The 12,962-nt window shown below is 63.9% G+C and carries 9 protein-coding genes; 3 read left to right on the forward strand and 6 right to left on the reverse strand.

What is annotated here, in order from left to right; all coding sequences use genetic code 11:
• Nucleotides 1-10 precede the first annotated feature (10 nt).
• The 4 genes from EJ070_RS33435 to EJ070_RS33450 form a co-directional block, all read right to left on the reverse strand.
• A complete protein-coding gene (locus EJ070_RS33435; RefSeq protein WP_126095146.1) occupies nt 11-1,627 on the reverse strand; it encodes an ABC transporter ATP-binding protein in 1,617 nt (538 codons plus the stop codon).
• 17 nt (nt 1,628-1,644) lie between these two features.
• A complete protein-coding gene (locus EJ070_RS33440; protein WP_126095147.1) occupies nt 1,645-2,769 on the reverse strand; it encodes an ABC transporter permease subunit in 1,125 nt (374 codons plus the stop codon).
• Nucleotides 2,762-3,685, reverse strand: a complete 924-nt coding sequence (locus EJ070_RS33445; RefSeq protein ID WP_126095148.1) for an ABC transporter permease subunit — start codon at nt 3,683-3,685, stop codon at nt 2,762-2,764. Before EJ070_RS33445 ends, EJ070_RS33440 begins: the two co-directional genes overlap by 8 nt.
• 176 nt (nt 3,686-3,861) lie before the next feature.
• Nucleotides 3,862-5,454 carry a peptide ABC transporter substrate-binding protein gene (locus EJ070_RS33450; RefSeq protein WP_126095149.1) on the reverse strand — a complete coding sequence of 531 codons (1,593 nt, stop codon included), beginning with the start codon at nt 5,452-5,454 and terminating at the stop codon, nt 3,862-3,864.
• A gap of 166 nt (nt 5,455-5,620) precedes the next feature.
• Here EJ070_RS33450 and EJ070_RS33455 point away from each other — a divergent pair, with 166 nt between their 5' ends.
• Nucleotides 5,621-6,190: a TadE/TadG family type IV pilus assembly protein gene (locus EJ070_RS33455; RefSeq protein ID WP_245464758.1), complete on the forward strand. Its 570-nt coding sequence runs from the start codon at nt 5,621-5,623 to the stop codon at nt 6,188-6,190.
• A complete protein-coding gene (locus tag EJ070_RS33460; RefSeq protein WP_126095150.1) occupies nt 6,190-7,944 on the forward strand; it encodes a pilus assembly protein TadG-related protein in 1,755 nt (584 codons plus the stop codon). The genes EJ070_RS33455 and EJ070_RS33460 overlap by 1 nt, the downstream gene beginning before the upstream one ends.
• 8 nt (nt 7,945-7,952) lie before the next feature.
• Here the strand turns inward: EJ070_RS33460 and EJ070_RS33465 are convergent, their stop codons facing one another.
• Together EJ070_RS33465 and glgX are read right to left on the reverse strand one after the other, a co-directional pair.
• Complete coding sequence (locus tag EJ070_RS33465; protein WP_126095151.1) at nt 7,953-9,602, reverse strand: alpha-glucosidase family protein; 1,650 nt, start codon at nt 9,600-9,602, stop codon at nt 7,953-7,955.
• Entirely contained in the window at nt 9,602-11,599 is a 1,998-nt protein-coding gene (gene glgX / locus EJ070_RS33470) for a glycogen debranching protein GlgX (RefSeq protein WP_126095152.1), read from the reverse strand. Before glgX ends, EJ070_RS33465 begins: the two co-directional genes overlap by 1 nt.
• Nucleotides 11,600-11,703: 104 nt before the next feature.
• On the opposite strand from glgX, the gene EJ070_RS33475 reads away from it, so the two are divergent.
• Nucleotides 11,704-12,834: an IS481 family transposase gene (locus EJ070_RS33475; protein ID WP_126091168.1), complete on the forward strand. Its 1,131-nt coding sequence runs from the start codon at nt 11,704-11,706 to the stop codon at nt 12,832-12,834.
• Nucleotides 12,835-12,962 lie beyond the last annotated feature (128 nt).

Here is a 12,962-nt window from a genome sequence, read left to right on the forward strand (position 1 = left end):
GGTGGCGGTCTTATGCGCTGATCCGGAACCTAGTCGTATCGATCGCGGCGTTCATCAGCGTCCGCGTGTAGGCTTCGCGCGGATCGCCGAAGATCTCCTCGGTCGGCCCTTGCTCGACGATCTTTCCCTGCTTCATCACGATGATGTAGTCAGCCATGGCGCGCACCACCGCGAGGTCGTGGCTGATGAAGAGGTAGGACAGCTCGTTGTCGGCCTGCAGCTTGCGCAGTAATTCGACGATCTGCTTCTGCACGGAGCGGTCGAGCGCCGAGGTAGGCTCGTCGAGCACCACCACTTTCGGCTTCAGGATCATGGCGCGGGCAATGGCGATGCGCTGGCGCTGGCCGCCCGAGAATTCGTGCGGATAGCGGTTGCGGGCGTTGGGGTCGAGGCCGACCTCGCGCAGCGCCTCGACGGCGCGATGGTCGCGCTGCTTGCTGCTCAGCGAGGGCTCGTGCACCAGAAGCCCCTCGGTGATGACTTGGCCCACCGTCATGCGCGGCGACAGCGAGCCGAACGGGTCCTGGAAAACCAATTGCAATTCGCGCCGCAGCGGCCGCATCGCCTGGCGGTCCGCTTCGGAGATGTCGCGGTCGCCGAACCGGATCACGCCATCGCTGGGCAGGAGCCTGAGCAGCGCGCGGCCGAGCGTCGACTTGCCGGACCCTGACTCGCCGACGATGCCGATCGTCTGATTGCGCTTCAGCCGGATCGAGATCTTGTCGACGGCGCGCAGCATCAGCGGCTCGCCGCCGAGGAAGCCGCCGCCGATCTTGAAGACGACCTCGACATTCCTGCCTTCGAGCAGCACCGGCGAATTTGTGGGCGGCGCCGCCTTGGTGCCGGTCGGCTCGGCCGCGAGCAGCATCTTGGTATAGGCATGCTGCGGATTGGCGAAGAGCGATTCCGCATCGCCCTCCTCCACCACCTCGCCCTGGCGCATCACATAGACGCGGTCGGCGAAGCGGCGCACGATGCCGAGATCGTGGGTGATGAAGACGATCGCCATGCCGAGCTTGCGCTGCAATTCGGCAAGCAGCATCAGGATCTGCGCCTGGATGGTGACGTCGAGCGCCGTCGTCGGCTCGTCGGCGATCAGAATGTCGGGATCGTTTGCCAAAGCCATGGCAATCATGACGCGCTGGCGCTGGCCGCCAGACATTTCATGCGGATAGGATTTCATCCGCCGCTCGGGATCGGGGATGTGCACCAGTCTTAGGAGCTTCAGCGCTTCCTCACGCGCGGCCTGCGCGTTCAGGCCGCGATGCCGGCGGATCGGTTCGATGAGCTGATTGCCGATCGTATAGAGTGGATCGAGCGAGGTCATCGGCTCCTGGAAGATCATGCTGATCTTGCGACCGCGAACCTTGTTGAGCTCGCTCTTGGTCATCTCCAGAAGATTGCGGCCGCGATAATCGACTTGGCCGCTCGCCTCGCCATTGGAGGAGAGCAGGCTCATCGCCGCCATCATCGTCTGGCTCTTGCCGGACCCGGACTCGCCGACCACGGCGACGGTCTCTCCTGCCTTCACGTTGATATTGATGCCCTTGACCGCCTCGACCGTGCCGTCGAGGGTCTGGAAGCGGACGCGCAGGTCCTTGACGCTGAGGATCGTTTCGGAAGCCATGTCAGCGATCCCCATCTTTATCGATCTTTCGGGTCGAGCGCGTCGCGCAGACCGTCGCCGACGAAGTTCAGCGCGAACAACGTCGAGACGAGGAAGAAGGCCGGGAACAGGAGCAGCCAGTTGGCGTAGCCGATGTTCTTGGCGCCGACCGAGATCAGCACGCCCCAGCTTGTCATCGGCTCCTGCACGCCGAGGCCAAGGAAGGACAGAAAGCTCTCCAGGATGATCACCTGCGGCACCAGCAGCGTCATGTAGATGACGACCGGGCCGAGCAGGTTCGGAATGACGTGGCGCACGAGGATGCCGCGATGGCCGACGCCCATGGCTTCGGCTGCCTGGACATATTCCTGCCTGCGGATCGACAGCGCCTGGCCGCGCACGATACGCGCCATGTCGAGCCACAGCACCGCGCCCACCGCCAAAAACATCAGCACGAAGTTGCGGCCGAAGAACACCACCAGCATGATGACGAAGAAGATGAACGGCAACGAGTAAAGCACGTCGACGATGCGCATCATCACCTCGTCGACCCTGCCGCCGGCAAAGCCGGACGTCGCGCCGTAGATCACGCCGATGACGCCGGCGACGACGCCGGCAAGCAGGCCGATGGCTAAAGAAATGCGCCCCGCCATCAGCGTGCGCGAGAGCAGGTCGCGCCCGGTGTTGTCGGTGCCGAAGAAGAAATATTGCTGTTTGACCGCGGAGCTCATCGTCAATTCGAGCCCGTCGGGCGACTTGCTTTCGATCCTGGTGTCGTCGAAGGCGTCGGAGCGATCGAGATAGCGGATGTTTCGCTCGTCGACCGGCTTCTTGGACGTGACGGTGACGATGACGCGGCTGCCGTCCTGGTGCCATTCCTTGATGTCGACGCGCATGCGCTTGATCGCATCGCTCAGAGCGCCCTGGATCATGTCCGGCTTGGGATAGGCCGAAAGGCTCGGCGGCGTGCGGACATAGTCGCCGTAGATGGTCGTGTATTCGTGCGGCACGACCATCGGGCCGAACACGCTGATGATGGAGATAAACGCCAGGTAGTAGAGGCTGAACATGGCGGCGCGGTTGCGCTTCAGCCGCGCCCAGGCATTGCCCCAGAGCGAGCGGCCGACGATCGGGTCCGGAACGGCTACGGCGAGCTCAGTCATAGCGCACCCTCGGATCAACGACCGCGTAGAGGAGATCGACGATCAGGTTGAAGACGATGGTGAAGAGCGCGATCACCACCACGGTTCCCATGACCAGCGTGTAGTCGCGGTTGAGCGCGGCATCGACGAAGTAGCGGCCGACTCCCGGGATGGAGAAGATGGTCTCGACGATGATCGAGCCGGTAAGCAGCGCCGCGGCCGCCGGGCCGGTGAAGGAGACGATCGGCAGGACCGCGCCGCGCAATGCGTGCTTGACCACCACCGACCAGTCGGAGAGGCCGAGCGCGCGGGCAGTGCGGATATGGTGCGAGCGCAGGCTCTCGATCATCGAGCCGCGCATCAGGCGGGCGACGATCGCGATCTGCGGCAGAGCGAGCGTCAGCACAGGCCCGACCTTGTTGATTAAGGCGCCATCACCCCAGCCGCCGATCGGCAACAGCTTCCAGGAAAGTCCGAAGACGAGCTGGATCACCGGCGCGGTGACGAAGGTGGGGATCGTGCTGCCGGCGGTGGCTAAAGCGATCACCGAATAGTCGGCGATTTTGTTCTGGTTGAGCGCCGCGATCGTGCCGAGGATGGAACCCAGAATCAGCGCCAGCACCAATGCCGACGTGCCGATCTGCACCGAGATCGGCAGGCCCTTGGCGAAGAGTTCGGTGACGGTGAAATCCGGCAGGTTGTAGCTCGGGCCGAAACTGCCGCGCAAAAGATTGCCGAGATAGTGGACATATTGCAGCCAGAGCGGATCGTTGAGGCCGAACTGGGCTTCGAGATTGGCCCTGATCTCGGGGCTCAGGCCCCGCTCCTGGTTGAACGGGCCGCCCGGCGCGACACGGATCAGGAAGAACGCCACTGTCACGATGACGAACAGCGTCGGGATGGCGGTCAAAAGCCGCCGGAAGACATAACGCAGCATCGGCGCCCCGCTTCAGCCAGGGCGACAGCTCTCCAGACGAGATCGTAGCGCGCTGGCATCTCTGATCTTCGCACCGGGATGCCCGAAAATCCAATCCGACTTTCGGCCCGGCACGACGACAGACCGCGGCCGCCGCTCCCAAAAAAAGAGAGCGGCGGCACGGCCAAGGTTTCTTGTCAGTCCTTGGAGATGAAGCGGGACGGATGAATGTCCATGACATTGTCGTCGAAGCCATGCACCTTCGAGGAAACGATGTCGTGGTAGCTGTAGTAGAGAAGCGGAATCTCGCCGACGTCGTCGACGAGGATGCGCTCGGCTGCGGCGAGCTCCTTCATGCGCTCCTCAGGCTTGCCGCCGGCGGCGGCCGCCTTGTCCATGGCAGCCTCATAGGCCGGGCTGTTGTAGTTCGAGTAGTTGTTGCCGCTCGCCTTGCGTGAGATGCCGAGGAAGGTCTCGGGATCCTTGTAGTCGGCGATCCAGGCGGCGCGGGCGACGTCGTAGTTGCCCTTCTGCTCGAGGAAGCCGTAATGGGTCTTGGTGTCGGTGTTGAGCAGCGTCACCTCGACGCCGAGTGGCTTCAGTTGTTCCTGGATGGCGACCGCCGTGTTCTTATGGTTCTCCGAGGTGTTGTAGCGGATTTCCATCTTCAGCGGATGCTCAGGCGTGTAGCCCAGCTTTTCCAGGATCTTCTTGGCCGCATCCTCGCGGTCGATCTGCGACATGTCGGCGTATTTGGCCAGTGCCGGCGTGTAGCCCTCGATGCCCGGAGGCACCATCGAATAGCCAGGCAGCATCGAGTTCTGCCAGACCTTCTCGGCGAGGAAGTCGCGATCGATCGCCATCGAGATGGCGTTGCGCAGCTCGACATTGTCCCAAGGCGCCTTGTCGGTCTTGACCGCATAATAATAGGTGCCGAGATATGGCCCCACACGGACCTGGTCACCGAATTTGGTTTTGAGATCGGCAAGCTGTTCGGTCGGCAGGTCACCATAGCTGTCGAGTTCACCGGCCTCGAAGCGCTTCATCGCCGACGAGCGATCCTCGGTCGGGATGTAGTTGACCACGTCGAGCTTGACGCTCGCGGCGTCCCAGAACTTCGGGTTCTTGACCAATTTCATATGGTCGTTGGGAACCCACTCCGCCAGCGTATAGGCGCCGTTGGAGACCAGCTTGCCCGGCTTGATCCAGTCGGCGCCGAGCTTGTCGATGGAAGCCTTGTTGACCGGATAGGTCGCCTGGTGGGTCAGCATCTCGAGGAAGTAGGGCGTCGGAGCCTTCAGCGTGACTTCAAGCGTGTTGGCGTCGATCGCCTTCACGCCCATATCCTCCGGCTTGCCTTTCTTGGTGTTGAAGTCCTCGGCGCCCTTCACCGGATAGAGCATCGAGGCGTATTCGGCAGCTGTTGCCGGATCTTCCAGCCGATGGAACGAATAGACGAAGTCGTCCGCCGTCACCGGGTTACCATCTGACCAGAGGCCGTCCTTGCGCAGCTTGAAGGTGTAGACAGTGCCGTCGTCGGATACCGTCCAGCTTTCGGCGGCGCCCGGAATGAGGTTGGTCTTCTGGTCATGCATGACGAGGCCCTGGAACAGGTCGCGTATGATATCGGCTTCGTAGACCGTCGACGTCTTGTGCGGATCGACCGTCTCCGCCTCGGCGGCGGATCCGCGGTTGTAGACGGTTTCGGCGAAGGCCGGCGCGTAGAAGGCGCCGGTCGCCAAGGCCATGGTGGTGGCGAACACAGTCGCCTTCAGCAGATTTTTCAGCATGAAGTTCTCCCTTTGGACGCGGCCCCTCAACCACGCCTTGAGTGTTGACGCTCCGGAACCGTTCAACGGGTTCCTTCTGAGCGTGCCGCCGGTCCCTTCCGGCGGCTGGTGACGGGAGACTAGACAGAGGAATATCTTATTTCAACTGCCCACTGCTTGACGTTGAGTGAGCGGCACCCCGCTAAAACAGCGAAATCTAAAACTAAAACCCGTCATTCAACTTAGTGCACCTTTCGGTTGTTCCAGCCGTTTTCTGTTTTTGCAGGCAGGTCTTGGCATTCTCCGGACCATGCTGAAGAACCGAAAATTCCTTGCTCCTTGGTCTTGTTTCCGGGCTGACGCCACGGGTACGTCAGCGGTCGAATTCGCCATGCTGGCGCCGATCTTCATCCTGCTATTGCTCGGAATGGTTGCATATGGAATCTATTTCGGCGCCAGCCATTCGGTGCAGCAGATCGCCGCCGATGCGGCGCGGACGGCGATTGCCGGTCTCAACCAGACGGAGCGCCAGGCACTGGTCAGCGATTTCATCGCGCATGATGTCGACGGCTATGCTTTCGTCGACCCCAACAAGCTGACGGTCAACGCGCAGGACAGCGCGGCCGACGGCAGCCAGTTCGTCGTCTCGGTCAGCTATGACGCGCGCAACTTGCCGATCTGGAATCTTTTCCCGAAACTGCCGCTGCCGGGCACCACGATCCAGCGTCAATCGACGATCCGGGTCGGGGGCATATGATGCGCAAACGCGCGGGGGGTTTGATGGGCGCGACGCGACGGCTGATCGCCGACCGGCGCGGCAACTTCGCGGTCATGACGGCACTCTGCACGCCGGTGGCGCTGGTGCTGACCGCATTCGCGGTCGATGAGGGCTCGCTCTACAACGAGCGCCGCGCCGCGCAGTCGATCGTCGACCTCGCCGCGATCACCGCCGCCGCCCATATCAACAATGCCGAGCAAGCGGTGCTGACGACGCTGAAGGATAACGGAATCACCTCCGTGGCCGTGCAGCAGCAGGGCGCCGACATCGCGCCGACCGGCAGCAAGGCGGTCGTTCAGGTTGTGCCCGGACGCTATTCCGCGATCAGTTCCATAGCCGCCGGCAGCCGCTTCGAGGCCGGCAAGCTGCCCTACAATGCCGTCCAGGTGTCGCTGAAGAAGCAGGGCACACTCTATTTCGCCGCTTCGATGATGACGCCGCCGGTGATCGGCACGACCGCCACCGCAAGCGCCCAGCCCGAAGCGGCATTCTCGGTCGGGTCGCGGCTCGCCAGCGTCAATGGCGGCATTCTCAACGCGCTGCTCGGCGGACTTCTCGGCGGCAACATCTCGCTCAGCGTGATGGACTACAATTCGCTGATCTCGGCCGATGTCGACGTGCTCTCCTTCACCGACGCGTTGGCGACGCAACTGCATCTGACCGGCGTCACCTATTCGGACGTGCTCGCCTCGAAAGCGACGATCGGCCAGATCGCCACCGCCATGGCCAACGTGCCCGGGCTCGACCGCACCGCCAAGCTCGCGCTGCAGACCATGGCTTCCAGCGCCACGAATAACGTCAAGATCCCGCTCAGCCATCTCGTCGACCTCGGCTCGGTGGGTAGCCTCGGCCTCGGACAGAAACCTGCCGGGCTTTCGGTCGACGCCAGCGCCATGAGCATGCTGAGCGCGGCCGCGGCGCTCGCCAACGGAACCAACCAGGTGTCGGTCAATCTTGGGGCGACAATACCCGGGCTGACATCGACGACGCTCCAGATCGCCATCGGCGAGCCGATGCAGAACTCGCCCTGGCTGGCGGTCGGAGAAATGGGCACGGTTGTGCGCACCGCGCAGACGCGCATCAAGCTCAATGCCAGCGTCACCGTCGGCACGTCCAACCTTGGCGGCGGCATCAAGCTGCTCGCCGTCAACCTGCCGCTCAATGTCGAAGTCGCCTATGCCGAGGCGAAGCTGACCGACATAAGCTGCCCGACTGGCCCCTCCAGCATCAAGGTCTCCATCGCCGCACAGCCCGGCGTCGTCGAAGCGCACCTTGCAAACAGCAATGCCAGCGGCTTTGCCGACTTCACGCACCCGCAGTCCTTCTCTAACGCCGACATCGCGGACCTAAAGCTGTCGCTCATTCCGCTGCTGCAGGTAACCGGCTCCTCGGCTTTTTCGGCCACCAACATGACGCCGACGAACCTCAGCTTCAGCGCCACCGATATCGCCAACAAGGCGGTCAAGACGGTGTCGACGAAGAACTTGACGCAGTCGCTCACCACCTCGCTGGTCAATAACCTGTCGCTGACGGTCAACGCGCTCGGCCTCGGCATCGATGTGACCGCACTGCTCGGCACGGTGAAGCCGGCGGTGACGACGCTGCTCAACGGCGTGACTGCGCCGGTCGACAACCTCGTCTACAACGTGCTTGCAGCACTTGGCGTCCATGTCGGCGAGGCCGATGTGCGCGTCACCGGCGCGGTCTGCGGCCGTTCGGTGCTCGTCCAGTAAGTGGGCTGTCAGCCAATTCTCCCAACGAAGCAACCCACCGGCGGCAGCGCCAGCGCAATCTCTTCAAGAACCCCGCCAAGAACGCCTGCGACATCAAGAGGCGTTATTTCGACATCCCTGATCTCCGCCGGCAGCGTCCAATTCACCGGCTCAACGGCGAAGTTGAAGACGCATAACAATTGCTCGTCTTCGTGCTCGCGTACAAAAGCCAGCACATCGCCCTCGGCATCGAGAAAACGGATCGAGCCGCCGATCAGCGCCGGATGGCGCTTGCGCAAGGCAAGGATCGAGCGATAGGCGGCAAGCACGGAACCATCTTCGCCGTTCTGCACATCGACCGCGCGAGCGCGATGCGCCTGCGGCACCGGCAGCCAGGGCTTGGCCGTGGTGAAGCCGCCATTGACGGCGCCTGCCTCCCAGACCATCGGCGTGCGGCAGCCGTCCCTGCCCTTCACGCCCGGCCAGAAGCGGATGCCCAACGGATCGCGCAGGTCCTCATAGGCGAGCTCGGCTTCCTCTAGCCCAAGCTCTTCACCCTGGTAGATGCAGATCGAGCCGCGCAGAGAGCAAAGCAGCGCGATTGCGAATTTCGCCAGCGCATCCGGATCCTCGCCGGGCCGCGTCCAGCGGCTGACATGGCGCACCACGTCGTGGTTGGAGAAGGCCCAGCAGACCCAGCCGTCGGCAACCGCGTTCTCGAAGGCCTCGACGCAGCCGCGCATGTGAGCGGCCGAGAATTGCGGACCGAGCAGGTCGAAGGTGTAGCACATCTGCAGCTTGTCACCGCCGGACGTGTAGGCGGCGAGCGTCTGCAGCGAGCGCTCCTCGTCGCCCACCTCGCCGACCGCGGCGCGGTCCGGATATTCGTCGAGCAGTGCGCGGAGACGTTTCAGGAAGTCGAGGTTTTCCGGCCGCGTCTTGTCGAACAGATGCTCCTGGAAGGCGTAGGTGGTGGTCGCCATGTTGGTGCCGGCAACGCTCGAAGCCAGCGGCGGGTTGTCGCGCAGCCAGCGGTCGTGGACATAGTAGTTGACCGTATCCAGCCGGAAGCCGTCGACGCCGCGCTCCAGCCAGAAGCGCACCGTATCCAGCAGCGCGTCCTGAACCTGCGGAGTGTGGAAGTTGAGGTCCGGCTGCGCCGCCAGGAAATTGTGCATATAATACTGCCGGCGGGTCGCGTCCCATTCCCAGGCCGGCCCGCCGAACAGCGACAGCCAGTTGTTGGGCGCGCCGCCATCAGGCTTCGCATCGGCCCAGACATACCAGTCGGCCTTGGCGTTGTCGCGGCTGGCGCGGCTCTCGACGAACCATTCATGCCTGTCGGACGAATGCGAGATCACCTGGTCGATGATGAGCTTCAGGCCGAGCCGGTGCGCCTCGGCGACCAGCGCGTCGAAATCGTCCAGGGAGCCGAACATCGGATCGATGTCGCGATAGTCCGACACGTCATAGCCCATGTCGGCCATGGGTGACTTGAAGATGGGCGAAAGCCAGATGGCATCGACGCCAAGCGAGGCGACATGGGCAAGCCGCGACGTGATGCCCTTGAGATCGCCGCTGCCGTTGCCGGTCGTGTCCTGGAAGGAGCGCGGATAGATCTGATAGATCACGCAGCCGCGCCACCACTCGACGCCTCGCTCCGCATTTTCGCTAGCCATCAAGAACCCTTCCTGGCGCGGGTCTTCACCCGGCGCTCGATCATGAAATACACGCCGCGGCCAGGCAGCGGCCGCGCAAGATCGACCGGCTGTGTCTCGATCGCCGGTCGCCACTCGAACCCGTCCCGCGCCGGCAAGGTGAAGACACATTGGCGGCGGTCGCCGTTGACCATGACGGCAAGGCGTCCGTCTCTGCTATCGCCGAGCATCATGACGAAGCGATGTCGACCGGGATCGTTCCACTCGGCCTCGCCGAGCGGCGCGCCCGTCTCTGTCAGCCACTCGACGTCCGGGATGGCTGAGGCATAGGATGACTCCCCGGTGAGGAAATGCGTGTCCGACAGCGCCGGAAAGGCGCGGCGCATCGCGGAGAGAGCCGAAGCGTAGCACTCGAGCGCCTCATCTCGGCCGGCCCAATCGAGCCAGGTGATGGCGTTGTCCTGCGCATAGGCGTTGTTGTTGCCCTGCTGTGTGCGGCCGAACTCGTCGCCGGCGGTCAGCATGATCGTGCCGCGCGAGGCAAAGAGCGTCGCGAGCAGCGCGCATTGGTCGTTGAAGCGGGCCTTGGCGACCGTGGCGTCGTCCGTCTCGCCCTCGACGCCGTTATTCCACGACAGGTTGTCGTCGTGACCGTCGCGGTTCTGCTCGCCATTGGCCGCGTTGTGCTTCTCCTCATAGGCAACGAGGTCGGCCAGCGTCATGCCGTCATGGGCGGCTATGAAATTGACGCTGCGGCTCACCGGCTGCCCTTCCCTGCCGAACACGTCGGACGAACCGGCAAGCCGCGTGGCCAAAGCGCTGATCGCGCCCGCGTCGCCACGCCAGAAGCGCCGGACGTCATCGCGGTAGCGGTCGTTCCATTCCAGATATGGCGGCCGGAAATTGCCGAGCTGGTAGCCGCCCGGCCCGACGTCCCAGGGCTCGGCGATCAGCACCCGGTCGGCGAGCAGGGGATCGCCAGCGATGGCCTGGAGCAGCGGCGCGTCCGGATCGAACGCGCCGTCGACCCGACCGAGCACCGGCGCCAGATCGAAGCGGAAGCCGTCGACGCCCGCGAAGCGTACGAAATGGCGGAGCGTGTCGAGCACCATTTCCCGCACGACCGGATGGTCGCAGGCGACCGCGTTGCCGGTGCCGGTGTCGTTGGCCAGTCGGCCGTCCGGCAGATGCTTGTAATAGGCCTGCGCGTCGAGCCCGCGCAGCGACAGCGTCGGGCCGAGCCGGTCGCTCTCGCCGGTGTGGTTGAAGACGAGGTCGAGGATGGTGCCCATGCCGGCCTCGCGCAGCGCCGCGACCGTGTCGCGCAATTCCATAAGGCCGCCGGGCGCCAGGCGCGGGTCGAGCGTCATGAAGGTGACGGGGTTGTAGCCCCAGACGTTGCTCAGCCCGAGCGGCGGAAGGTGCCGCTCGTCGATCGACGCCGTGACCGGCATCAACTCGACCGCGGAGACGCCGAGACGCTTCAGATGTTCGATGATGGCAGGATGGGCAAGCGCCGCGACGGTGCCGCGCTGCGCTTCGGGAACATCCGGATGCAGCTTGGTGAAGGAGCGGACGTTGAGTTCATAGATGAGGCCGCCGGGCTGGAACAGCGGTGGCTTCGAAGCCAGCGGCTTGGGCAGCGGACGCGCTATCGTCTTCGGCATCAGTGGGGCGGTGTCGACACCTTCGCTGCGTTTGGCTGCAAGCCGCCAGTGGTACTGATAGGGCCGGTCGATCTCGACGGCGTAGGGATCGCTCAGCAGCTTGTCCGGATCGAACCAGAGGCCGCTTTCGGGTGCATAGTCGCCGTCGGCGCGAAAACCGTAACGGGTGTCCGATGCGAGGCCGGAGACAAAGAGCGCATGAACGCCCTCGCCTTCCGGCTTCAGCTCCGGCCTCTCGACCTCGTGCGTGCCGCTGTCATCGAAGATCGAGACCCACAGGCGTCTCGCCGACGACGACCATGCGGCGAAGCGAATGCCTTCGCTGGTAACGGTTGCGCCGAGGTGAATCATGGGCGCGCCTTCCCTTCTCCCCTTTGTTTGGACCGGGGACATCGCGAACAGGTGTGCGAAGACATCGCGAACAGTTTTGCGCGTTTTGCGCGAGGGGGTTCGGGATGCCATTCGAGGCCAGAAGCGTGATGAGCCAGAAAGAAGAGTTCGTGAGATTGGCGCTGGCGCCTGGCGCCAATGTGAGCGCGTTGTGCCGGCGCTTCGGCATTGGCCGGACCTGTGGCCACAAGTTGCTTTCGCGCTATCGGATGGAAGGGGCGGCCGGCCTGGCGGAGCAGTCTCGGCGACCACTGTCGAGCCCGGCACGCAGCGCGCCGGAGGTGGAGGCGGCAGCCGTTTCGGTGCGTGTGGCGCATCCAGCCTGGGGTGGGCGCAAGATCGCGCGGGTGCTTGCCCGCGAAGGCATCGGCACGCCGGCGGCCTCGACGGTCACCGGCATCCTGCGCCGCAACGGTATCGAGCTGGGGGCTTTGGGCGGCGGAGCCCAGCCTTTCATTCGCTTCGAGCATGCCGCCCCCAACCACCTGTGGCAGATGGACTTCAAGGGCCACGTTGCCTTGCGCGCCGGCCGGCTGCATCCGCTTACCGTGCTCGACGACCATTCGCGCTTCTCGATCGCGCTGTCGGCCTGCGCCGACCAGACCACCGAAACCGTAAAAGCCCGGCTGATCGCCGCCTTCCGTCGCTATGGCCTGCCGTGGCGCATCGCCACAGACAATGGTCCGCCTTGGGGCGATGGCGGCCGCAACGACTTCACCTTGCTCACCGTCTGGCTGATCGAGATTGGCATCGCCGTCAGCCACTCCAGGCCTTGCCACCCGCAGACGCTCGGCAAGGACGAGCGCTTCCATCGTTCGCTCAAGGCCGAGGCATTGCAGGGACCGCCCTTCGCCAATCTCGCCGAGGCTCAGGATGCATTCGACCAGTGGCGCCACGTCTACAACGCCCAGCGTCCCCACGATGCCTTGGGCGGCGGCGTGCCGCTCGATCGCTACCAGGCCTCGCCGCGCCAGTATCGCGAAACAGTCGAGCCGTTCGAATATGCCAAGGACGATCTCATCCGCCGCGTTCAGCAGCACGGCTTCGTCTCCATTCTCGGCCGAACCATACGCTTGTGCCGGGCCTTCGCCGGAAAGTCCGTCGCTTTCCGCCCCACCGCCACCGACGGCGTCTTCGACGCCTGGTTCAGACATCAGAAAATAGAAACCATCGACCTCAATGCCCTCGCCCGATAGCATGCAAAACTGTTCGCGATGTCTTCGCACACCTGTTCGCGATGTCCCCGGTCCAAACACCCTTGTGGGAGAAGGTGGATCGGCGCGCAGCACCGAGACGGATGAGGGGTGTTGGACGAAGTGAGGCG

Origin of the sequence: Mesorhizobium sp. M1E.F.Ca.ET.045.02.1.1 (assembly GCF_003952485.1) — a bacterium.
Taxonomy (GTDB): Bacteria; Pseudomonadota; Alphaproteobacteria; order Rhizobiales; family Rhizobiaceae; genus Mesorhizobium.

Excerpts from the sequence above, each read along its gene's own strand:
- EJ070_RS33435 (WP_126095146.1), bottom strand. The coding sequence starts at position 1,627 with ATGGCTTCCGAAACGATCCTCAGCGTCAAGGACCTGCGCGTCCGCTTC.
- EJ070_RS33440 (WP_126095147.1), bottom strand. The coding sequence starts at position 2,769 with ATGACTGAGCTCGCCGTAGCCGTTCCGGACCCGATCGTCGGCCGCTCG.
- EJ070_RS33445 (WP_126095148.1), bottom strand. The coding sequence starts at position 3,685 with ATGCTGCGTTATGTCTTCCGGCGGCTTTTGACCGCCATCCCGACGCTG.
- EJ070_RS33450 (WP_126095149.1), bottom strand. The coding sequence starts at position 5,454 with ATGCTGAAAAATCTGCTGAAGGCGACTGTGTTCGCCACCACCATGGCC.
- EJ070_RS33460 (WP_126095150.1), top strand. The coding sequence starts at position 6,190 with ATGCGCAAACGCGCGGGGGGTTTGATGGGCGCGACGCGACGGCTGATC.
- EJ070_RS33465 (WP_126095151.1), bottom strand. The coding sequence starts at position 9,602 with ATGGCTAGCGAAAATGCGGAGCGAGGCGTCGAGTGGTGGCGCGGCTGC.
- glgX (WP_126095152.1), bottom strand. The coding sequence starts at position 11,599 with ATGATTCACCTCGGCGCAACCGTTACCAGCGAAGGCATTCGCTTCGCC.
- EJ070_RS33475 (WP_126091168.1), top strand. The coding sequence starts at position 11,704 with ATGCCATTCGAGGCCAGAAGCGTGATGAGCCAGAAAGAAGAGTTCGTG.